The sequence below is a fragment of the Ensifer sp. 2TAB8 genome (assembly GCF_052115125.1).
GTDB lineage: Bacteria > Pseudomonadota > Alphaproteobacteria > Rhizobiales > Rhizobiaceae > Ensifer.
Map to the genome: position 1 here is coordinate 37648 of NZ_JBFRGB010000034.1, position 22173 is coordinate 59820.

Sequence of the window (22173 nt, forward strand, 5' to 3'; positions counted from 1 at the left end):
TGGCCCTTACTCGGACGTGGCGGCCAGATGCTTTTCCAGCCAATGGATATCATAGTCGCCGTTGGCGATGTCCTGATTATTGATCAGGTCCTGGAACAACGGAAGCGTCGTCTTGATGCCGTCGATGACAAATTCATCGAGGACGCGGCGCAGACGCATCATGCACTCGACGCGAGTACGCCCGTGCACGATCAGCTTGCCGATCAGGCTGTCGTAGTAGGGCGGGATTCGGTAGCCCTGATAGGCGCCGGAGTCGACGCGCACGCCAAGACCGCCCGGCGCGTGGAAATGCGTGATCGTGCCCGGGGAGGGGACGAAGGTGCGCGGGTCCTCGGCGTTGATGCGGCACTCGATGGCGTGACCGGAGAACACGATGTCTTCCTGCCTGACCGAGAGGCCGCCGCCGGAGGCGACGCGAATCTGCTCGTGTACGAGGTCGATGCCCGTGATCGCTTCGGTGATCGGATGCTCGACCTGAAGACGGGTATTCATTTCGATGAAATAGAATTCGCCGTTTTCGTAGAGGAACTCGATCGTACCGGCGCCGCGGTACTTCAGCTTTTTCATCGCGTCGGCGCAGACCTGACCGATCTTCATGCGCTGGTCGACGTTGAGAGCGGGGGAGTTGGCCTCTTCCCAGACTTTCTGGTGGCGGCGCTGCAGCGAGCAATCGCGTTCGCCAAGATGCACCGCATTACCGGCGCCGTCGCCGACGATCTGGATTTCGATGTGACGCGGCTTGCCGAGGTACTTTTCCATGTAGACGGCGTCGTTGCCGAAGGCCGCAAGGGCCTCGGCGCGCGCCGTTGCGACGGCTTCCTCGAGATCAGCTTCGCTACGGGCAACCTTCATGCCGCGGCCGCCGCCGCCGGCTGTCGCCTTGATCAGAACCGGGAAGCCGATCTTGCGCGCGACGTCCAGCGCGTTTTCCGGCTTCACTTCGCCGTCGGAACCCGGAACGACCGGGATGCCAAGCTCCTGCGCCGTCTTCTTGGCGGTGATCTTGTCACCCATGATGCGGATATGTTCCGCAGTCGGGCCGATGAAGGTGATGTCGTGCGCTTCAAGGATTTCGGCGAACTTGGCGTTTTCCGACAGGAAGCCGTAGCCAGGATGCACGGCGTCGGCGCCGGTGATTTCGCAGGCAGCGACGATCTGGTGAATGTTCAGATAGCTATCGCGCGAGGGCGGCGGGCCGATGCAGACGCTCTCGTCGGCGAGGCGCACATGCATGGCGTCGGCGTCGGCCGTGGAATGAACGGCGACCGTGGCGATGCCGAGTTCCTTGCAGGCACGAAGCACGCGAAGGGCGATTTCGCCGCGATTGGCAATGAGAATTTTCGAGATCATCGCCGCGCCGCCTTATTCGATTACGATCAGCGGTTCGCCATATTCGACGGGGGCTGCGTCCTGGACGAAGATTTCAGTGACCTTGCCCGAGCGCGGCGCCGGAATCTGGTTCATGGTCTTCATCGCTTCGATGATGAGGATCGTCTGGCCTTCCTTAACCGTGGCGCCGATCTCAACGAAGGGGCGGGCTCCCGGTGCGGGAGAGAGGTAGGCAGTGCCGACCATCGGCGCGGTCACGGCATTCTTCGATGCGCGGGCGCTCTCGGCGGCCGGAGCGGCAACGGCGTTTGCCGGGGCGGCCGCTGCGGCGGGCATCTGGTAAGCCGGCATCTGCGGCATGGCCATCGGCATGGCAACCGGCGTGCCGTTGCGCGAAACGCGAATGCGCAGGTCGTCCTGCTCGACTTCGATCTCGGTCAGATCGGTGTCCTTGAGAATGTTGGCGAGATCGCGGATCAGCGCCTGGTCGATACCTGGTTTCTTGTCAGCCATGGAATATGAGCCTCTTGTGTTCTTTTTATTTCGACGGATTTGTCAGGTTCTTTAGCGCATGCAGCGCAAGAATGTAACTCTGGGCGCCGAAGCCGCAGATGACGCCCTTGACGGCCGGCGCGATCATCGACTTGTGACGGAATTCCTCGCGGGCATGGATGTTCGAGAGGTGCAGTTCGACCACCGGGATGCCAATGGCGCGGATGGCGTCGTGAAGCGCGATCGACGTATGGCCGTATGCCGCGGGATTGATCGCAACTCCGGCCGCGATGCTGCCGGCCTCATGCAGCCAGTCGACCAGCGTACCCTCGTGGTTCGACTGGCGGAAATCGACCTCGAAGCCGAGCGATTTGCCTTCCGCCTTGCACATGGCCTCGATATCGGCGAGCGTCTGGCCGCCATAAATACCCGGCTCGCGCTTGCCCAGCGCATTCAGGTTGGGGCCGTTCAGCACGAAAATGGTCGATGGCATAAGGGATTCCGGTCCGGTGATGGAGGGTTACCTATAGACTGATGGTCCCGCGAGGAAAAGCCCTTTGGCCCCCCGCGGGATTTGTCCACAGTCATGGGAAGGTTTGTCAGCAGGCGGTCTTGCCGCATTCGCGCATGTTGGAGACCTTGCCCTCGATCTCTTCGGCGCCGACGGCACCGAAGACGGCCTCGTTGCCGATGACGTAAGATGGCGTGCCGGTGATGCCGAGATCGTTGGCAAGCCCATAGGCTTCCCGCACGGCCGCGTCATGCGGCTCTTTTTCCATCTTGGCGCGCAACTGATCCTCGGGGACACCGAGCTTGGCTGCGACTGCAAGGGCGGTCTCTTCCGTGGCGCGGTCTTCGCCGCCGAGAAGCGCACGATGGAAGTCGCCGTATTTCTCCGGGGCCACGAGGCGGAACGCGGCGCTCACCTTGTGAGCTGCCAGCGAGTCCGGGCCGAGGATCGGCAGTTCCTTCAGCACGAAGCGGACGTTCTTGTCCTTGCTGATGATAGCGTCCATGTCCGAAAGCGCGCGTTTGCAATAGCCGCAGTTGTAGTCATAGAACTCGACGATGGTGACGTCGCCCTTGGGGTTGCCAAGCACCATGTCGTAGTCGGAGTTGAAGATCGCCTTCTTGTTTTCGGTGATCGCGCTTTCTGCCGCTTCCTGCTGCTTGGCGCGCTGCTTCGTCGCCAGCGCTTCCTGGACTTCAAGCATGATCTCCGGATTGGCGATCAGATACTCCTTGATGAAGGCGCCGATCTCTTCCTTCTGCTTCGCGTCGAGCGCAAATGCGCTCTGCGGCAGGCTGACCCCGGCCACGAGCGCGGCGAGCGTTCCGGCGGCAATCATCTTGGTGCTGAAATTCATTTCTACCTCGTTGTCCTTGCGTATCCTGTGTGTGGTCCATCCCCAGTCGTCACGTCAACCGGCAGTTCTGTCAGACAACAGGAATCCTCGTATCCGCTACATGCTGGCAGCATAGGGTGGGTGTCGCGGAAACGAAACGGCAAAATCGGCGGAAATACGGCACTCGCGGACTTGTGAAGGTCAATTTCATCGGGCAAAGGGGCTGGAGAACAGCCGCTTATCGAGGATTTTCCGTTGGTAGACTTGTCAAAACGCAGCGCCGTCGAACCTTTCCACGCGATGGATGTGCTGGCGGAGGCAACACGCCGCCGCGATGCCGGCCACCCGGTGATCTCGATGGCGGTCGGGCAGCCTGCCCACCCGGCACCGCAGGCGGCACTCGAAGCCGCGCGCAACGCACTCCAGCACGGGCGTCTTGGCTATACCGACGCACTCGGCACTCTGTCGTTGCGAACCGCGATCGCCCGCCACTACGAGAAGCGTCACGGTATCGCGCTCGATCCGCAGCGGGTCGCCGTGACCACGGGCTCATCGGCCGGCTTCAATCTTGCCTTCCTTGCGCTCTTCGACCCCGGTGATTGCGTTGCGATTGCCCGGCCCGGCTATCCAGCCTACCGCAACATCCTCGCAGCGCTCGGCCTGACGGTGGTCGAAGTCGAGGCCAACGCCGAGACCGGCTTCACGCTGACACCGGAAAGCCTGGCGCGCGCTGCCGAGAAGGTCGGTCGCCCGCTGAAGGGCGTGTTGCTGGCCAGCCCGGCCAACCCGACCGGTACGGTGACGGGCAGGGCCGGCCTCAAGGCGCTCGCCGACTATTGCCGTGCGGAAAAGATCGCTTTCATTTCAGACGAAATCTATCACGGTCTGACCTTTGCCGGCGAGGAGGCGAGTGCGCTCGAAGTCACCGACGAGGTGATCATCATCAACTCCTTCTCCAAATATTACTGCATGACCGGATGGCGCATCGGTTGGATGGTACTGCCGGCCGACAAGGTGCGAGGCTTCGAGCGCATTGCCCAAAGCCTTTACATTTCGCCGCCGGAACTGTCGCAGATCGCAGCCGAAGCAGCACTCGACGCGCATGAGGAACTCGACCGCTACAAGGCTGCCTATGCGGCCAATCGCGACATGTTGCTGAAGCGCCTCCCGGAGATCGGCCTGTCGATCGCCTCGCCGATGGACGGTGCCTTCTACGCCTATGCCGATGTCAGCCGCTTCACCAATGACAGCATGGCCTTTGCCCGGCGGATGCTGGCGGAAATCAATGTGGCGGCGACGCCGGGCTTCGACTTCGACCCGCTTGAGGGGCATCGCACGATGCGATTTTCCTATGCGGGGGCCGAGGCCGACATGGTCGAGGCAATGGACAGGATCGCACGCTGGCTTGCCTGATTGCGCGGCTGGACGGATAGGGTGCGAGCGCGGCCCGTCTGCTGTGGCTTTCATCGGTAAAAGAAAAGGCCCGGAGCGATCCGGGCCTTTCTATTTTCAATCCTTCGAGTTCAACGCCACGAGGCGTCAGGGCCTCGGCTGAGAGCCTGGAGGCGGCTTCTTAGAAGAAGCCGCGGCGCTGCCACCAACCGCCCTTTTTCGGCTTGTTGGCCTCTTCTTCTTCGCCTTCGGTCTTCACCGCACTCGAGGTTACCACCGGCTCCGAAGCAATCTTCGAAAGATCGCGGTTCGCGCGCACCGGCTTGGTTTCGGCGAGATCGGCAGCGGCCTCTTCTACCGCCTCGACGGCGACATCGGCGACCGCTGGCTGGTCTTCGACAGCCGCCTGGGCAGCTTCATCGACGGTTGCGACTGGCTCTTCGGCCTTCACTGCCTTTTTGCGGGTCCGCTTCGGCTTGGCCGGCTTGGCTTCGACGACCTCGGCTTCCTCGACGACTGCAGCGGTTTCTTCTGCAGCGACGGTCACTTCGATCTCTGCGGCCACGGCCGGCGCTTCTACGGCTTCCGGTTCGTCGGCGTCTTCACCTTCCGCATCGGCCTCGAGCTGGCCTTCGCCTTCACCTTCGCCTTCCGGACGGTTGCGACGGCCGCCGCGCTTGCCACGGCGGCGCCGCTTGCGCTTCTGCTCGCCGTCAGCGTTGGTGGCTTCTGCATCCACGCCCTCGTCGTCAGCATCGCCTTCGTCGGCATCCTCGTCGGCGTCGTCTGCCGCTTCGGAAACCTGGCTGACGGCGCCTTCGGCTTGCTGCCCACCCTTGCCACGGCGGCGACGGCGACGCTTGCGCTTGCGCCCGCCCTGGTCGTCGGCAGACTGTGCAGCCTTCGGTTGCTCCTGGCGCGGCTCGCTGGCGATTTCTTCGGCTTCTTCTTCGTCGAGATCCTCTTCGATCACGACGTCATCTTCTTCCGGCTCCGGCTCAAAATGCAGAAGCTGCTCGATCTTGACCGGGTTTTCGACCGGTTCGCCGCGATCGATCGCGAAGTGCTGCGCACCAACATGGGCATCAGCCTCGATGATGATCGAAACGCCGAAACGGGCTTCGTAATCCATGATCGTGCCGCGCTTCTGGTTGAGCAGGTATAGCGCGATATCCGGAATGGTGCGCACGGTGATGTCGTGCGTGGTGTTCTTGAGCAGGTACTCTTCGATGCCGCGCAGCACGTGCAGGGCGACGGAGGACTGCGAGCGAACGTGACCCGTGCCGTTGCAGTGCGGGCAGGTCTGCATCGTCGATTCGAGCACCGAGGCACGAATGCGCTGGCGCGACATTTCGAGCAGGCCGAAATGCGAGATGCGGCCGACCTGGATGCGGGCGCGATCGTTCTTCAGGCAGTCCTTCAGCTTCTTCTCGACAGCGCGGTTGTTGCGCTTTTCTTCCATGTCGATGAAGTCGATGACGACGAGGCCGGCAAGGTCGCGCAGGCGCAACTGGCGAGCAACTTCTTCCGCTGCCTCAAGGTTCGTCTGGAGCGCCGTGTCTTCGATCGAGTGCTCGCGGGTCGAACGACCGGAGTTGACGTCGATCGAAACCAGCGCTTCGGTCTGGTTGATGATGATGTAGCCACCGGACTTGAGCGTTACCTGCGGCTGCAGCATACGGTCGAGCTGCGCTTCGATGCCGGAGCGCGAGAAGATCGGATGCACGTCGCGATAGGGCTGAACCACCTTGGCGTGGCTCGGCATCAGCATCTTCATGAAGCCCTTGGCTTCCTTGTAGCCTTCCTCGCCGGAAACGATGATCTCGCCGATGTCCTTGTTGTAGAGATCGCGGATCGAGCGCTTGATCAGGCTGCCTTCCTCGTAGACGAGGCAGGGGGCCGTGGAGTTGAGCGTCAGCGTGCGGACGTTCTCCCAAAGACGCATCAGGTATTCGAAGTCGCGCTTGATCTCGACCTTGGTGCGGTTCGCACCGGCCGTGCGCAGGATGACGCCCATGCCTTGCGGCACTTCGAGGCCGCGCGCGATTTCCTTCAGGCGCTTGCGGTCCTGCAGGTTGGTGATCTTGCGGGAGATCCCGCCACCACGCGCGGTGTTCGGCATCAGCACCGAGTAGCGACCGGCGAGCGACAGGTATGTCGTCAGCGCCGCGCCTTTGTTGCCGCGCTCTTCCTTGGCGACCTGAACGAGCAGGATCTGGCGGCGCTTGATGACTTCCTGGATGCGGTACTGCTTGCGGGGCTTGCGGACCTGACGGTCCGGAACCTCTTCCATGGCGTCTTCGGCACCGACCGATTCGATGATTTCCTTTTCGCCGTCGTGGCTGTCGTCATCGTCGTCGTCGTCGTCGTGGCGGCGACGGCTGTCGACGTCCTCGGAGATGGCGTCGGTGTCGACCATGGCGGCCATTTCGCCGCCGTTGCTTTCGTCGCCGTCGACGGAAGCGGCTGCCGCTTCTTCCGCGGCCTTTGCCTTGGTCTTGCGCGTGCGCTTCGGCTTTGCCTTAGGCTTTTCCGCCGGTGCTTCTTCTTCGACCACCGGTTCGGCGACAACGGCTTCTGCCGGCTGCGCCTCGATATCGGTCTCCGCTACGACCGCGAGATCGACGGGAACGGACAGTTCGCTTGCCGGCGCCGGTGCGGTTTCGACATGTTCGATGTCGTCGTCGCGCCGCGCTTCTTCAGCTTCGGCCTTCAGCAGTGCCTGGCGGTCGGCAAGGGGGATCTGGTAATAATCGGGGTGAATTTCGGCGAAGGCCAGAAATCCGTGGCGGTTGCCGCCGTAGTCGACGAAGGCGGCCTGCAGCGAAGGCTCTACTCTGGTGACCTTCGCCAGATAGATATTGCCGCGGATTTGCTTCTTATGTTCCGACTCGAAGTCGAATTCTTCTATGCGGTTCCCGCGTACGACAACGACGCGCGTCTCCTCGGAGTGAGACGCATCGATAAGCATTTTCTCTGCCATCTAAGCTGTGCTCCTCGGCGCACCAGCGGAACGGGAGACAGACCTGCTTCCTTGGGAAGACTGCCAAACACGTCGGAAGGTGCGCCGGATATGAAAGTTCTCGTCTGGCGCAGGTGATGGTGCAGCAGCCAGACGACAGCCGGAACACCTGTGTTCCGGGGCCGCTCTACTTCTGACCGATACTGCTGAGTCAACATCAATGACCAAACAAGAATGCCAATGTCCAAGGTCTCATAGAGACCCGATGAATGCGCCCGCTTGCGGGCGTTGGTGAAAAATCACCATCAAGAACTCCGGCCACCGCCGGAAATTTGCGATCCAGTGTACGAGGAGGAAATGCAGCGACGGCGGATGAACACCTTGCGACCGCGGAAGTGCGATACGTTTAACCGGTTGATCCGGTTCGACCACTCCCTGGCGCCAAGCTTTGGAGAAGCTCCGGCTGCCCGGTCGACTGTTCTATCCCGTCAACACTTTCTCCTTGTGACGCTTTTATGTTTTCTATGTCACATTGGCAAGGGAAAAGCCCGTGCCGCCACAATAATGATCGATTCGCTTGTCCACGTGGAGTAGGCCGGCAAATGATGAATCGATGGCGCCGGCGCGGGGTGGAAGATGACGTTTGTCAAGCTTTGGTTAACCATAAGAGTTCATTGATCAAGGTATGTGCTTGGTGGCCGCGTCGGCTGCCATCTGATTTTCGAGAAAGTGGTGGGGAGCCCAAGGTGAAGCCTTTGGCGGTTTGTATGCGCGGTTCGCTGTTGTCGTTGATGTCGCGGACGGGTTGGCGTTTGCTCGGTGCATCGTTGCTCGTCGGCGGTCTCCTTTTGAGCGTGCCGGCTGTCCATGCTGCCGAGCCGGGCCCCTTGCTCGCCTTTGGGGCGCGGATCGCCGGCGACGACGCGCGCACCCGTGTCGTCGTCGAGTTCGATCGCAAGCCGGACTTTTCCCTCCATTACGTCGCCGATCCCGTGCGCGTCGTCGTCGACCTGCCGGAAACGGCTTTCGGCCTGAAGGCGGAGAGCCTCGAGCCGCGCGGCCTTTTCGACGCGATCCGCTACGGCGGCATGGGTGCCGGCAATTCCCGGATCGTTCTTTCCGCGAAGGGGCCCGTTGCGGTGACTCATGCGGAAGTGATCGCGGAGGAGGGGGGCAAGGGCTACCGCCTGGTCCTCGACGCTGAACGGGTCGACCAGACGCGCTTCGATGCGCTTCTTGGCGAACAGCAATGGACCGGTTCGGTCGCCGCGACGAAAACCGACCGACCTGTCGCCGTTGCGCCGACGAAGGAGGGCGGACCCTTCATCATCGCGATCGATGCCGGCCACGGCGGCATCGACACCGGTGCGCTCGCCGGCGAGACGAAGACGGAAGAAAAGCACGTCACCCTGGCCTTTGCGCAGGATCTCGTCGAGGCCTTGAACAAGGGCGCCGGGATCGAGGCTTTTCTCACCCGCGACAAGGATGTTTTTCTCTCGCTGCCGCAGCGCGTGCAGATTGCCCGCAACAAGGGCGCCAATCTTTTCATCTCGCTTCACGCCGACGCGCTCCGGCAAAAGGATATTCGCGGCGCGACGGTCTATACGATCTCCGACAAGGCGTCCGACCACTTGGCCGCAGGTCTCGCGGCGCGCGAAAACCTATCGGACGAAATCGCCGGCGTACCGCTTCAGAGCGAGCCTGCGGAGGTCGCCGATATCCTCATCGATCTGACCCGCCGCGAGACGCAGGCCTTCTCCGTCAACATGGCGCGCGCTGTGGTTTCTTCCTTCGAGGGCCAGATCAATCTCATCAACAATCCGCACCGCTTCGCCGGGTTCCGCGTGTTGCAGGCTCCCGATGTGCCGTCGATCCTGCTGGAGTTGGGCTTCCTGTCGAACAAGGAGGATGAGAAGTTGCTGCTGGATCCGGCGTGGCGCAAGAAGGTTTCGGAGCGTCTTGCGGTCGCCGTTCAGCGTTATCGCGAGCAGGCAGTCGCCAGCGGCGGCTGACAAATGACGGCATGCGCGGGAACGAAGTGATTTGTGTCGCCTCGGTAACAGCGTTATGCTTTTCAACTGGATGCGCACGCTATAATCGGAAACAGCCCTATTTTACGCACAATCCGGGACGTAACCGGAATTGCGCCCGGTTTTGTTGAGAAACGAGTTGATGCCCGGGGTTCCTCGCCATATGAGGAGCCGGGCTGGCGGGGCGCTGTGATGCCAGACGATTTCTGATGGAAGAGTTTGGTCGGACCGACGCTATGTAAGCCGGCGGGACAGAGCATGGACTGTCGCTCGGCGGTCCGGCAATTGGACGATAATTAAGGTACCGGTATCTGGCTGATGATCAGGCTGATTGGATATTTCTTCGGGATTGGTGCGTTTCTGCTGCTTGGCGTGGCTGGAGCCGCGGCGCTTTATTTGGGCGTCGTGACCAAGGATCTACCTGACTACGAGGTTCTGGCGAAATATTCGCCGCCCGTGACGACGCGCTTTCATGCCGGAAACGGCGCGCTGATGGCAGAATATGCCCGTGAACGGCGCCTCTACCTGCCGATCCAGGCCATTCCGGATCGCGTCAAGGCAGCCTTCATCTCGGCCGAAGACAAGAACTTCTACCAGCATCCGGGTGTCGATATCACCGGTCTGGCGCGTGCCATCGCAGTGAACTTGCAGAACTTCGGCTCCGGCCGTCGCCCGGTTGGTGCATCGACGATCACGCAGCAGGTGGCAAAGAACTTCCTGCTGAGCTCGGACCAGACGATCGACCGCAAGGTCAAGGAAGCGATCCTCTCCTTCCGCATCGAGCAGGCCTACAGCAAGGACCGGATCCTTGAGCTCTACCTCAACGAGATCTTCTTCGGCCTGAATTCCTACGGCATTGCCGGTGCGGCGCTGACCTATTTCGACAAGTCGGTCACCGAGCTCACCATTGCCGAAACCGCCTATCTTGCCGCCTTGCCGAAGGGCCCGGCCAACTACCATCCGTTCCGCAAGACCGAAGCCGCCATCGAACGCCGCAACTGGGTGATCGACCGCATGGTGGAGAACGGCTACGTCACCAAGGCCGACGGCGAAGAAGCCAAGAAGCAGCCGCTCGGTGTCAACCCGCGCCGCGGCGGCGCGCATCTCTTCGCCTCCGACTTCTTCGCCGAAGAGGTCCGTCGGCAGATCATTCAGAAGTACGGCGACAATGCGCTCTATGAAGGCGGCTTGTCGGTTCGTACCTCGCTCGACCCGCGTCTGCAGATCGCAGCGCGCAAGGCGCTGCAGGCAGGGTTGCTGAGCTACGATGAACGCCGTGGCTTCCATGGTCCCGTAAAGACCATCGAGATAGGCGGCGATTGGGGCGAACCGCTGGGAGCGGTTGCCGCCTTCAGCGATGTTCCGGAATGGAAGCTTGCCGTCGTACTTTCGGTCGATGCGCAGGGTGCCGAGATCGGCATCCAGCCGGAAAAGGAAGCCTCGGGCAAGATCGTTGCCGAGCGCGTCACCGGGCACATCTCCACCAAGAACATGCAGTGGGCCTATCGCTCCGCCAACGGTGACCGCAAGTCTGCCAAGTCCCCTGAGGGGGTCTTCGGCGCCGGCGATGTCGTCTATGTCGAACCCTTGCCCGAGAAGGGCGAATATCGTCTCCGCCAGCCGCCGAAGGTTCAGGGTGGTCTCGTGGCGATGGATCCGCAGACCGGCCGCGTGCTGGCCATGGTCGGCGGCTTTTCCTATGGCCAGTCGGAGTTCAACCGCGCGACGCAGGCGATGCGCCAGCCGGGGTCGTCGTTCAAGCCCTTCGTCTACGCCGCAGCGCTCGACAACGGCTATACGCCGGCATCGGTTATCCTCGATGCGCCGATCGAAATCGTTGCGGGCGGACAGGTCTGGCGTCCAGAAAACTATGGTGGCGGCTCCGCCGGTCCGTCGACGCTGCGCCTCGGCATCGAGAAGTCGCGCAACCTGATGACCGTCCGCCTCGCCAACGACATGGGCATGAACCTGGTTGCCGAATATGCCGAGCGCTTCGGCATCTACGACAAGATGCCGCCGCTGCTGGCGATGTCGCTGGGCTCGGGCGAAACGACGGTTCTGCGTATGGTCTCAGCCTATTCTGTGCTCGCCAATGGCGGCAAGCAGATCAAGCCGTCGCTGATCGACCGCATTCAGGACCGCTACGGCAAGACGATCTTCCGGCATGAAGACCGCACCTGCGACAACTGCAACGCAGGCGATTGGCAGAGCCAGGAAGAACCAGTCCTGACCGACAACCGCGAGCAGGTGCTCGACCCGATGACCTCCTACCAGATCACGTCGATGATGGAGGGTGTGGTGCTGCGCGGCACGGCCGCCGGAAAGATCAAGCTCGATCGTCCCGTCGCCGGCAAGACCGGTACGACGAATGACGAAAAGGACGCCTGGTTCGTCGGCTACACGCCGGACATGGTCGCCGGCCTCTATCTTGGTTTCGACAATCCGGCCCCGCTCGGGCGTGGCGCGACCGGCGGCAGCCTCGCCGTGCCGATCTTCAACGACTTCATGACCGAAGCGGTCAAGGGCACGCGCCCGAGCAAGTTCGTCGTGCCTGAAGGCATGAGCATGGTCGCTGTCAACCGCAAGACCGGCATGGCCGCCCAAGAGGGCGAGCCGGACACGATCATCGAGGCCTTCAAGCCCGGCACCGGCCCGGCCGACACCTTCTCGGTCATCGGTGGCCTCGACCAGTACGTGCCGCCGGAGGAGATCCTGAAGAATTCGCCGCAGGCGAACCAGGCGGTAACCTCGGGCTCCAACGGCCTGTTCTAAGCCATTCCCCTCTTGTAATGCCCGCCGCCTTTACATCAGCGGCGGGCATCGCTATTTGACGCTCACTTCATATCGGGTTCACAAGAAGCAGGATCATGCGCAGCGAAATCGAGAACATTGTCGACGAAATCAAGCAGGCCATAAGCCTGCTGAGGAGGCATCTTTGACTGGGATCAGGCGGTAAGACGACTGGACTGGTTGAACAACAAGGCGGAAGATCCGACCCTTTGGAACGATGCTTCGGAAGCACAGAAGCTGATGCGCGAGCGCCAGCAGCTTGACGACGGCATCAACGGCCTGCGTCGTTTCGAGCAGCAGCTCAACGACAACATCGAGCTTATCGAGCTCGGCGAGGAAGAGGGCGACGCGGCGATCATCGCGGATGCCGAACAGGCGCTGCGCGAACTGCGCAATGAAGCAGCCAAGAAGCAGGTCGAGGCCATGCTTTCCGGCGAGGCCGATCAGAACGATACCTATCTCGAAGTGCATTCCGGTGCCGGTGGTACCGAGAGCCAGGATTGGGCCAACATGCTTCTGCGCATGTACACCCGCTGGTCCGAACGCCAGGGATACAAGGTCGAGCTGATGGAAATCCAGGACGGCGAAGAAGCGGGCATCAAGTCTGCGACGCTGCTCGTCAAGGGCCACAATGCCTACGGCTGGCTGAAGACCGAATCAGGCGTGCATCGCCTCGTTCGCATATCGCCTTATGACAGCAACGCGCGCCGTCACACCTCGTTCTCCTCAATCTGGGTCTACCCGGTCGTGGACGATTCGATCCAGATCGACATCAACGAGAGCGATTGCCGTATCGACACCTACCGTTCGTCGGGCGCCGGCGGCCAGCACGTCAACACGACCGACTCGGCCGTGCGTATCACGCATATCCCGTCGGGCATCGTCGTGCAGTGCCAGCAGGAGCGCTCGCAGCACAAGAACCGGGCGAAGGCCTGGGACATGCTGCGCGCCCGCCTATACGAGGCCGAACTGAAGAAGCGGGAGGAGGCGGCAAACGCCGAAGCTGCGTCGAAGACCGATATCGGCTGGGGCCATCAGATTCGTTCCTACGTTCTGCAGCCCTACCAACTCGTCAAGGACCTGCGTACCGGCGTCGAAAGCACGGCACCGGGCGACGTTCTTGATGGCGAGCTCAACGAGTTCATGGAAGCGGCCCTGGCCCACCGTGTCAGCGGTGGGGCGGATGCAGCCGTCGACGATCTGAACTGAGGCCGGAAGCGGTCTAAAGAATTTGAACAGGGCCGGGTGTTCGCATCCGGCCCTTTCGTTTGCTCAGTTGGACGCGCGCTCGATCTTGATGTCGCCAAGGTCGTCGATGAGCACCGTCCACGTTTCCGGTTCGCGCGCGCTGGGGTCGGTCTTCAGATAGACGGTCGCGAACATGCCTGGCTGGGCGGTGACGCCCGTCGAAGTCTCCGGGCGAATGTCGGTGACATAGGCCTTGAATGCCGAGAACTCTTCGAGCTCCGCCGAAGAAACCACCACGGGTCCGGCGGCGGTCGCCTCGATCTGTTGCAGGTGGATCTGTGCGCTGCCATCCGCTTGCCGAAGAGCGATCAGTTTGTAGTAGCCGCGCCGGGCGTCGCTCGGTTTCTCGGCAGCCGCGTTGGGATCAAGGGATGAAAGCGGCTCACCACTTTCCTCCCAGTAGCCTGTGCTCGTCACGAAGGTTGCCTGCGGCGGCACGACGTTGGCGTCCTCGGCCTTGGCGCTGCCGCAGCTTACAAACAGGAGCAGCGCGAGGAGGGCGGGTTTGTGCATCTGGATCGTCGTCCTTGGGGCGGCGGCTTGCTGCCGTTTTGCTGCTGGCCGGCGGAAATCGGGCCGGGAGGATGATAACATATGTCGCGCGGGGACCGTGCGTTCAGTTCGAAAATTGCTCGGCCAGGATGCGGTCCGACCAGGAATGATCGGGATCCGAGAGGATGCGCGCCGTCATGTTTTCCGATTCGGCGATCCGCACCTTGACCACCGACTTCACCTCCTGGTGATCGGCGACGGCGTTGACCGGCCGCTTGTCAGCTTCGAGGATCTCGATCTCGACGGTGACATGGTTTGGCAGCAGCGCACCGCGCCAGCGGCGAGGGCGGAAGGCGCTGACCGGGGTCATGGCGAGTAGCGGTGCTTCAAGCGGCAGGATCGGTCCGTGGGCGGAGAGGTTGTATGCGGTGGAGCCGGCCGGCGTCGCCACAAGCAACCCGTCGCAGGTCAGTTCCTCGAGCCGTGCTTTTCCGTCGATCAGGACGCGCAGTTTTGCGGCCTGGTAAGACTGGCGAAAGAGGTAGACCTCGTTGATGGCGAGTGCCGTGAAGCTCTCGCCATAGACGTCGGTCGTCTGCATCTCCAGCGGGTGGAACGCGTTCTCGACGGCCAGGCAGATGCGGTCCGTCAGGTTCTCCGTGCTGTAGCGGTTCATCAGGAAGCCAACGGAGCCGCGGTTCATGCCGTAGACCAGCTTTCCGCTGTTCATGGTCTGGTGCAGCGTCTGCAGCATGAAACCATCGCCACCGAGCGCCACGATCACGTCGGCCTTCGCCGGATCGTTGTCGCCATAGATCGCCTTGAGATCGGCCGCAGCCTTTTGCGCCTCCTCCGCAGGAGAGGCGAGGAAGGCGAAGGAATTGAACGTTCGGGCCATGAAATAGTAGTCCGTTCGATGCGTTGCATGCCGCTTACGGCGATCTCTGTCCACCGTTTCTGGCACGGCCCAGTGCCGAACGCATCTGAAAAGTTGGGAGAATTCGCAATTTTGCTTTACACCGGATGAGATTATGGTAACTCCGAGCCCAGTAAGTGCCCTTATAGCTCAGTTGGTAGAGCGGCTGATTTGTAATCAGTAGGTCGGGAGTTCGAGTCTCTCTGGGGGCACCATCAACCAACTCATCCCTGCTGAAATATCTCATTTTTAGAATTCTCGACCGGATCATTATCTGAGGTACGGGAACTAAACTCGTCTATTTTTCCGCCAGGCGTTTCCTGCGTAGCAGTCAATTGCGCCCTGCAAGGATCATCATGAAAACAGGCGTGCCGGCCAGAGCGCCGACAATGGAGAACAACGGGCCGTAGATCAGCGCACTGAGCGGAATCATCGAAGCACATTCTCCGATGCCATCCCTTAGGCAATTGTACGATCCGCCCTCGAAGATGCCATAGACAGGCAGAAACAAACCCGCGACGATCAGGCTGACAAGGATTGCTGAGACCGCAGAGACGATCAGGGTCCCAAGAGTTCTCATAGCCCTGGGATATAGAGAATTGCCGGTCCGGCCAACGTCGATTGTTCGAGACGGGTGAGTGCCGAATGACGCTTTCCCTATTGGTTTCTTTGCAAAGGTCTGTTGTCATCAAGCGCTTCCATTCAGGGACACGTAAAATCACCTTGGCCATGTGTGCGCTGCTGGCGTCGATCAGATGCGCCGTCGTCTTGCTTTGCAGCCTTGTCGTGCTCGCGGCAGGCTCAGCCGGTGCACAGGAGGCATCCGCTTGGGCTGAGGTGATCTCAGGCGCCACCCATGTTCCGGGTGTGGGGCCTATCCGGTACTCGGTTGGATACAGCAGCGTCGGGTATGATCACTTTCGTTCGGAGATCTTCGTTCAATGGCGCGATGGCGCCGGTCGGACGCAAACCATCTACGACGGCATTTACGACAATCCGCCCGCCAAGGTCTGGGGCGTTCAAGGACATCTCTGCGTTTCGATGCAGATCTGCGCGCGATATGAAGACGTCTGCACGGCGCGGGTGATAGCCTATCGGTATGATGCGGCGGCGAAGGTCTTTGCCGAACTCGAGAACGGTGGCACGCTCTGCCACCATTAGACCCCGCCCTTGATGCCGGACACTACCGTCCTTCTAGGCGTTGGCAAAACGCGTTCGATACCTTCGTCAGATCTTGATTGAACGCGTGTCTCAGTTCAGTTTCTGCTCACGGCAGGGAGAGGGGAACATGCCGGCTATCGGCTTGGATATCGGCGCCGTCTTTGTTCCGGTTTCGGACATCGAACGAGCCAAAGCGTGGTATGCGCACTTGCTTCAGGTCGATGCGCCGGAAACGCTCTACGGCCATCTCGCGGTTTTTTCCCAGAGGGGGTGGCGCACGGCTGCTTCTCGACGCCAAGATATTTGCTTCCGGCTCGCGGCGGGAAGCGCCGCTCTTCCACTTCGACACGCAAGATGTGGCGGCCGCGTATAGCTACGCGACCAGCCTCGATGTCGAAATCGTCACGCCGGTGCAATTCGAGCAATGGTTCACGATCCGCGACCCCGACGGCAATGTCTTGATGATTTGCCGGTGTTGAGCAGCACGAGACAGAGACGTCAGATGTCGAAGGAAGGTGCCATCCGCACCGGAACCTCCCGGCATTTCTGCAAGGCGTTGAGAAGGTTTTCGGCGAGATAGTCGATCAGCGCCCGGGTTGCCGGCAGCATGCCCTGGCGGGACGGGAAGACGAGGTGGACCACGACGTCGTTGGAGGTCCATTCCGGCAACACCGGCGCCAGAACACCCGCGCGGAAGGCCCGTTCACAGATGTGGTCCGGCAAGAGCGCCACGCCCATGCCTTCGATCGCGGCACGTTCCAGGATTATGAAGTCGCTGCAGCCGATAATCGGACGATGGGAAATTTCCGTGGTGTTGCCATCGACCGAGACCAGCCGCCAGACATCGGTCGGGTGCTGCTCATTCATCGACAGCGTTGCCTGCTGGCTGAGGTTGTCGATCGTGATCTCGCCTGAGCGCGCAAGAAACGTCGGGCTCGCCGCGAGCCGTTCGCGCACTTCCCCGAACTTGCGGATGATGAGTTGATTGTCGGTGTCGAGCTGTCCGCGGGCGCGAAGCGCCACATCCACCCGCTCTTCGATCAGGTCGATGCGGCGGTTGGTGGCCGTAATCAGCAGCCGAACGCCGGGATAGCGCCGGTGAAACGCCGGAAGGATGTCTGCGAGCATCGGGGTGAACCCGAGCGGGCAGGCGAGCCTCACCGTGCCCGAGGGTTCCGCCCGCACGGCAGCGATCTCGGCTTCTGCTGCGGCGACACCGTCGAGCAGTCCCTGGCAGTGTTCGTAGAACACGCGGCCAATGTCGGTGACGCGCAGCTTGCGGGTCGAGCGTTCCAGCAACCGCACGCCGAGTTGCTCCTCAAGACGAGCAACATGTTTGCTGAGTTTGGATTTGGGTATATTGAGGTCCCGTGCAGCAGCGCTGAAGCCGTTGTTTCGCACGACGGCGGCAAAAAGCCCGAGGTCGTTTAGATCCTGCATTGTCCTGTCTCCGAAGTGCGCATGTTGGTCATGATTGTTTCCGTCTGGAAACAGTATGTCAAATATCCGCTGGCTTATCGGGTCATTGTTTTCCCCTCATATGTGGATCACCGCAACGCACACACAAAGGTGTTCCCATGAACGTTCTTCACATCGACTCCGGTATCCTCGGTGATCACTCGGTTTCCCGTCGCCTGACGGCGGCACTTGCCGCGCAGGTCAAGGCTGATCGCACGGATGCCACGGTGACCTATCGTGACCTCGCCGACAGCTCGCTTCCGCATCTGACCGGTGCCCAGATCATGGCCCCCGCCGATCTTGCAGGCGTGGACGCCGACCTTGCCGCCGACGTCAAGCTTGGCCGCGACATGCTCGAAGAATTCCTCGCAGCCGACACGATCATCATCGGTGCGCCGATGTACAACTTCGGCATTCCGAGCCAGCTGAAGGCCTGGATCGACCGCATCGCCGTGTCCGGCAAGACTTTCCGCTACACCGAGAATGGTCCGGAAGGCCTGGCAAAGGGCAAGAAGATCATCGTCGCCTCGACCCGCGGCGGCCACTACTCGGCCGGTCCTGCTGCCGTCATGGACCATCAGGAATCGTACCTGAAGACGGTCTTCGGCTTCCTCGGCGTCACCGATGTCGAATTCGTCCGCGCCGAGGGCCTCAACCTCAGCGCCGACTCCAAGCAGTTCGCGATCGCCGAAGCTGAAAAGACGATTGCCGAAGGCAGCGTCCTTCGCCTTGCGAGCTAATATATAGGTTCAGCGGGTCACCGAGGTGATCCGGTGGAGGGGCCTAGGCCCTGCGTGCGGACGGTGCCGGTTGCAAACGCAGCCGGCATTGTCCGTTTTCGATTGTGACGATCTGCTTTATAATGCGTGTATGAAGAGCGGGCGCACGATCCTCTGGGGCATGACCGCTGCGATGGCCTTTGTGGTCGCCGCCGAAGCCGCGCTCGCGGCGCCGCCGGATCACGGCTGCACCTGCCGCAACCGCGACGGTTCGAAATATGAGCTGGGGCAGGTCGCCTGCCTGCGCGTCGACGGCGGCACCTATCTTGCGCGTTGCGAAATGAACCTCAACGTCACCACCTGGAAGAAATTGCGCGACGGCTGCCCGACGGCTGCCAGGATGAGTGTACCCCTGGGCCATCAGCTGCAATCGGTCAGTTTCTGATGAGGAGCAGCGGCTTGCCGCCCTCGTTCCGGTCCTTTTCGAAACCGGAAGCCGTGGAGGTGAAAGCGAGCGAGCTGCCATCCTCGCCGAGCAGCGTTATGCCCAGGCCGATTGCAGTCCAATATTTCAGCTTCAGTTTTTTGACAGCGCCATGGCAAGGTTCTTCGACAGACAAGGCGAGATTGCCGTCGTTGTCAGCAGCCTCTTTGAAGTTCACATGGCAGATGACGGTTCCATCCGGTCGTTTCATCTGCCACGCGCCTTTCATGTTTGTCGGAGCCGGCAGATGCGAGATGCCGTCCATCGCGGGTACGAGTGCCAACGGAGGCCCGTTCCCGCCCTTCGTCTGGAGCGGCGATCCCTCGCTCTCTTCAAACCGGGCATGGACTTTCCGCAGGACGTCGATCAGCAATAGGCCTCCGCTCCCATCGAAGTTCCAGGCGACGACGTCAGCAAGGGGCGGCAGGTTGTTGGCGCAGCCGTCGGCTCCGGCGACGGCGTAGCCGCCAATCGCCTCATCGGCGGTGAGCGTCAGCCTGCATCCTTCGGCACCGTCGAGCGGGGCGACGAGGTAGTCGCCTGTCTGCGCCGCTATGATGGCGGGGTCGATGTCGCCGGCGGCAAAGGCGGTGGTTGCCCCCAGACAGAGCGCCCCCAAAACCAGCAGCCGAAACATAGGAATGCGTGACGCAGCCGCGACCATAGAGGCCCTCCGATCCCAACGAAGCGGAGATTTCCACAGGCTCAATTTCGCGTCAATGTGCTGGCCTTCGATGCCAGTTTCGACCCCGTAGGAAACGCGTCCGCCCGCCGTGGGCACAAGGACGGGCGGACGCGTCTGGAGATCTTAGCGGTTCAGGAACTGGCGCGCCGCGTACATGGCGATCGCCGCCGCGTTCGACACGTTCAGCGATTTGATCGCACCCGGCATGTCGAGGCGGGCAAGGTCCGTCACGATCGAACGGGTCTTTTGCCTGAGCCCCTTGCCCTCGGAACCGAGGACCAGCGCGATCTTCTCGCCGCTGAACGTCCCCTCCAGCGGCTGCGGTCCCTCCGAATCAAGGCCGATCGTCTGGAAGCCCAGCCGGTGCAGTTCTTCGATGGCGTCGGCAAGATTGGTGATCTGGATATAGGGGATCATTTCCAGCGCACCGGAGGCGGACTTGGCGAGCACGCCCGATTCGGTCGGGCTGTGGCGCATGGTGGTGATCAACGCGCCGGCGTCGAAGGCGACGGCCGAGCGCATGATAGCGCCGACATTGTGCGGATCGGTCACCTGGTCGAGCACCAGAATCAGCGGGCAATCACGAAGCGCTTCGAGCCTGCGATGTGGCAGGGGACGTGTCTCGAGCATGACGCCCTGGTGGATCGCATCGGGACCGAGGATCTTGTCGAGCTCCTGCGGCGTCACGGTATCGACCGGGAAGGGAAGGGCCGAGAGTTCGCCGATCTCTAGCCTTGCGGCCGCGTTTGGGGTCACGCTGAGGTGAACGATCTGGCGCGCCGGATTGTCCAGCGCGGCGCGGACCGTGTGCAGGCCGTAAAGCAGAACCTGCTCCGGCGCGAGCTGTGGCGCCTTCCAGTCGGCTGGCGCCTTGCGGCGCTTCTCCAGTTTCGGTGTTGGGATTTCGCCACGTTCCCGCTTGGCGTCGCGGTGAGCGCGCCTCAGGTTGGCGTAATGGGTGTCTTTGGCGCTCTTGTCGCCGGTGCGATCTTTGCTCATTGGCGTCTTATAGAGAGGTTGCACGCGGGGCGAAATGGTTTTCAGCGTGGGGTCGTTTTTTGCGGCTGTGGAGAAATTCAGAAATTTTCCATCGACCTGTGTTGACAGGACGAAACGAGGCAGTCATATACCCGGCCACAGATCGAGAGCGGCAACGACAAGTCGCTGGTTGTCTCACGATCTCAAATGCTTGGTCGAAAGATCCCGACAGAATAATGGAGGGATGCCCGAGTGGTTAAAGGGGACGGACTGTAAATCCGTTGGCTCAGCCTACGTTGGTTCAAATCCAACTCCCTCCACCATTCTGCTTCTGGATCGAAGGCCCGCGGGTATAGCTCAATGGTAGAGCAGCAGCCTTCCAAGCTGAATACGCGGGTTCGATTCCCGCTACCCGCTCCAGCAGCGACAAGCTATCTTTCTCACATTGACCCATCGCTTCAACGTTTCGCCGCAAACCGTTGTTTGTCTTGCGCCCCCGGTGATTCGCGATTCGCGGATGCCGTCTCTTGTGGCAGCGCTTCAGCATTCCTACATATCGACAGGAAAAGGCCGTCTGCGACCGGTCCGGGCGTACGCAATTAAGTCTTGCGCAAATCCCCTGAAACCCTTAAACGGCTCCACAAACCGGCCCTGCCGGCTGATCATTCATACTTGACCACAGGAAACGTACCCATGGCAAAGAGCAAATTTGAGCGCAACAAGCCGCACGTTAACATTGGCACGATTGGCCACGTTGACCATGGCAAGACGTCGCTGACCGCAGCGATCACGAAGTACTTCGGCGAGTTCAAGGCGTATGACCAGATCGACGCCGCGCCGGAGACCCGCGAGCACATCCTGCTTGCTCGCCAGGTTGGCGTTCCGGCAATCGTCGTGTTCCTCAACAAGGTCGACCAGGTTGACGACGCCGAGCTTCTCGAGCTCGTCGAGCTGGAAGTTCGCGAACTTCTGTCGTCCTACGAATTCCCGGGCGACGACATTCCGATCATCAAGGGCTCGGCTCTTGCTGCTCTGGAAGATTCGGACAAGAAGATCGGCGAAGACGCGATCCGCGAGCTGATGGCTGCTGTTGACGCCTACATCCCGACGCCTGAGCGTCCGATCGACCAGCCGTTCCTGATGCCRATCGAAGACGTGTTCTCGATCTCGGGCCGTGGYACGGTTGTGACCGGTCGCGTTGAGCGCGGCATCGTCAAGGTYGGCGAAGAAGTYGAAATCGTYGGCATCCGCGACACGTCGAAGACGACGGTTACGGGCGTTGAAATGTTCCGCAAGCTGCTCGACCAGGGCCAGGCCGGCGACAACATCGGCGCGCTGATCCGCGGTGTTAACCGTGACGGCGTTGAGCGTGGCCAGATCCTGTGCAAGCCGGGTTCGGTCAAGCCGCACAAGAAGTTCATGGCTGAAGCCTACATCCTGACGAAGGAAGAAGGCGGCCGTCATACGCCGTTCTTCACGAACTACCGTCCGCAGTTCTACTTCCGCACGACGGACGTAACGGGCATCGTTACGCTTCCGGAAGGCACGGAAATGGTTATGCCGGGCGACAACGTCACGGTTGCCGTCGAGCTGATCGTTCCGATCGCGATGGAAGAAAAGCTGCGCTTCGCGATCCGCGAAGGCGGCCGTACCGTCGGCGCAGGCATCGTTGCCTCCATCGTCGAGTAATC

At 61.2% G+C, this 22173-nt stretch carries 19 protein-coding genes and 3 tRNA genes; 12 read left to right on the plus strand and 10 right to left on the minus strand.

What is annotated here, in order from left to right:
- Positions 1–6 precede the first annotated feature (6 nt).
- The 4 genes from accC to AB4Z53_RS32060 form a co-directional block, all read right to left on the minus strand.
- Positions 7–1350 (minus strand): acetyl-CoA carboxylase biotin carboxylase subunit, encoded by a 1344-nt coding sequence (accC, locus tag AB4Z53_RS32045; RefSeq protein WP_113537803.1) that lies wholly within the window; start codon positions 1348–1350, stop codon positions 7–9.
- A gap of 12 nt (positions 1351–1362) precedes the next feature.
- Positions 1363–1842: an acetyl-CoA carboxylase biotin carboxyl carrier protein gene (accB, locus tag AB4Z53_RS32050; RefSeq protein ID WP_441599334.1), complete on the minus strand. Its 480-nt coding sequence runs from the start codon at positions 1840–1842 to the stop codon at positions 1363–1365.
- Between the two features lie 25 nt (positions 1843–1867).
- Positions 1868–2314, minus strand: a complete 447-nt coding sequence (gene aroQ / locus AB4Z53_RS32055) for a type II 3-dehydroquinate dehydratase (protein ID WP_113537804.1) — start codon at positions 2312–2314, stop codon at positions 1868–1870.
- A 106-nt stretch (positions 2315–2420) separates the two neighbouring features.
- Positions 2421–3188: a DsbA family protein gene (locus AB4Z53_RS32060; protein WP_113537805.1), complete on the minus strand. Its 768-nt coding sequence runs from the start codon at positions 3186–3188 to the stop codon at positions 2421–2423.
- A 234-nt stretch (positions 3189–3422) separates the two neighbouring features.
- Here AB4Z53_RS32060 and AB4Z53_RS32065 point away from each other — a divergent pair, with 234 nt between their 5' ends.
- Complete coding sequence (locus AB4Z53_RS32065) at positions 3423–4580, plus strand: pyridoxal phosphate-dependent aminotransferase (RefSeq protein ID WP_441599335.1); 1158 nt, start codon at positions 3423–3425, stop codon at positions 4578–4580.
- A 160-nt stretch (positions 4581–4740) separates the two neighbouring features.
- On the opposite strand, the gene AB4Z53_RS32070 is transcribed toward AB4Z53_RS32065, so the two are convergent.
- On the minus strand, positions 4741–7542 hold the full coding sequence (locus AB4Z53_RS32070; RefSeq protein WP_441599336.1) for an Rne/Rng family ribonuclease: 2802 nt from the start codon (positions 7540–7542) through the stop codon (positions 4741–4743).
- Positions 7543–8288: 746 nt separating this feature from the next.
- Here AB4Z53_RS32070 and AB4Z53_RS32075 point away from each other — a divergent pair.
- From AB4Z53_RS32075 to prfB, 3 genes are all read left to right on the plus strand, one after another.
- Positions 8289–9533, plus strand: coding sequence for an N-acetylmuramoyl-L-alanine amidase (locus AB4Z53_RS32075; protein WP_441599337.1), 1245 nt, complete (start codon positions 8289–8291; stop codon positions 9531–9533).
- 336 nt (positions 9534–9869) lie between these two features.
- Positions 9870–12323: a penicillin-binding protein 1A gene (locus AB4Z53_RS32080; protein WP_113537809.1), complete on the plus strand. Its 2454-nt coding sequence runs from the start codon at positions 9870–9872 to the stop codon at positions 12321–12323.
- A 95-nt stretch (positions 12324–12418) separates the two neighbouring features.
- A protein-coding gene (gene prfB / locus AB4Z53_RS32085) for a peptide chain release factor 2 (protein WP_113537810.1) occupies positions 12419–13550 on the plus strand; the annotation gives its coding sequence in 2 pieces (ribosomal slippage) (positions 12419–12487 and positions 12489–13550; 1131 coding nt in all).
- A gap of 63 nt (positions 13551–13613) precedes the next feature.
- On the opposite strand, the gene AB4Z53_RS32090 is transcribed toward prfB, so the two are convergent.
- Together AB4Z53_RS32090 and AB4Z53_RS32095 are read right to left on the minus strand one after the other, a co-directional pair.
- Entirely contained in the window at positions 13614–14102 is a 489-nt protein-coding gene (locus AB4Z53_RS32090; RefSeq protein WP_223727018.1) for a hypothetical protein, read from the minus strand.
- A gap of 103 nt (positions 14103–14205) precedes the next feature.
- The gene (locus AB4Z53_RS32095; protein WP_441599338.1) at positions 14206–14979 is read right to left on the minus strand and encodes an NAD kinase; all 774 of its coding nucleotides are present in this window, start codon (positions 14977–14979) and stop codon (positions 14206–14208) included.
- A gap of 157 nt (positions 14980–15136) precedes the next feature.
- Between AB4Z53_RS32095 and AB4Z53_RS32100 the strand changes: the two genes are divergently transcribed.
- From AB4Z53_RS32100 to AB4Z53_RS32110, 3 genes are all read left to right on the plus strand, one after another.
- Positions 15137–15212 (plus strand) — tRNA-Thr (locus tag AB4Z53_RS32100).
- A gap of 430 nt (positions 15213–15642) precedes the next feature.
- Entirely contained in the window at positions 15643–16158 is a 516-nt protein-coding gene (locus AB4Z53_RS32105; protein WP_441599339.1) for a hypothetical protein, read from the plus strand.
- Positions 16159–16379: 221 nt separating this feature from the next.
- Positions 16380–16637 carry a VOC family protein gene (locus tag AB4Z53_RS32110; RefSeq protein WP_441599340.1) on the plus strand — a complete coding sequence of 86 codons (258 nt, stop codon included), beginning with the start codon at positions 16380–16382 and terminating at the stop codon, positions 16635–16637.
- A 19-nt stretch (positions 16638–16656) separates the two neighbouring features.
- Here the strand turns inward: AB4Z53_RS32110 and AB4Z53_RS32115 are convergent, their stop codons facing one another.
- Entirely contained in the window at positions 16657–17598 is a 942-nt protein-coding gene (locus AB4Z53_RS32115; protein ID WP_113537816.1) for a LysR family transcriptional regulator, read from the minus strand.
- Positions 17599–17735: 137 nt separating this feature from the next.
- Here AB4Z53_RS32115 and AB4Z53_RS32120 point away from each other — a divergent pair, with 137 nt between their 5' ends.
- Both AB4Z53_RS32120 and AB4Z53_RS32125 read left to right on the plus strand, forming a co-directional pair.
- Positions 17736–18356, plus strand: coding sequence for an FMN-dependent NADH-azoreductase (locus AB4Z53_RS32120; protein WP_441599341.1), 621 nt, complete (start codon positions 17736–17738; stop codon positions 18354–18356).
- Positions 18357–18516: 160 nt separating this feature from the next.
- Positions 18517–18780: a hypothetical protein gene (locus AB4Z53_RS32125; protein ID WP_441599344.1), complete on the plus strand. Its 264-nt coding sequence runs from the start codon at positions 18517–18519 to the stop codon at positions 18778–18780.
- Here AB4Z53_RS32125 and AB4Z53_RS32130 read toward each other — a convergent pair.
- Positions 18770–19600 carry an AprI/Inh family metalloprotease inhibitor gene (locus AB4Z53_RS32130; protein ID WP_441599342.1) on the minus strand — a complete coding sequence of 277 codons (831 nt, stop codon included), beginning with the start codon at positions 19598–19600 and terminating at the stop codon, positions 18770–18772. The two genes, AB4Z53_RS32125 and AB4Z53_RS32130, sit on opposite strands and share 11 nt — an antisense overlap.
- Before the next feature lie 27 nt (positions 19601–19627).
- Positions 19628–20503, minus strand: coding sequence for a TrmH family RNA methyltransferase (locus AB4Z53_RS32135; RefSeq protein WP_113537819.1), 876 nt, complete (start codon positions 20501–20503; stop codon positions 19628–19630).
- A 217-nt stretch (positions 20504–20720) separates the two neighbouring features.
- Between AB4Z53_RS32135 and AB4Z53_RS32140 the strand changes: the two genes are divergently transcribed.
- The 3 genes from AB4Z53_RS32140 (at position 20721) to AB4Z53_RS32150 (ending at position 22171) form a co-directional block, all read left to right on the plus strand.
- Positions 20721–20805, plus strand: a tRNA-Tyr gene (locus AB4Z53_RS32140).
- A 23-nt stretch (positions 20806–20828) separates the two neighbouring features.
- Positions 20829–20902, plus strand: a tRNA-Gly gene (locus tag AB4Z53_RS32145).
- Between the two features lie 273 nt (positions 20903–21175).
- Complete coding sequence (locus tag AB4Z53_RS32150) at positions 21176–22171, plus strand: elongation factor Tu (protein WP_441599343.1); 996 nt, start codon at positions 21176–21178, stop codon at positions 22169–22171.
- Positions 22172–22173: the final 2 nt, after the last annotated feature.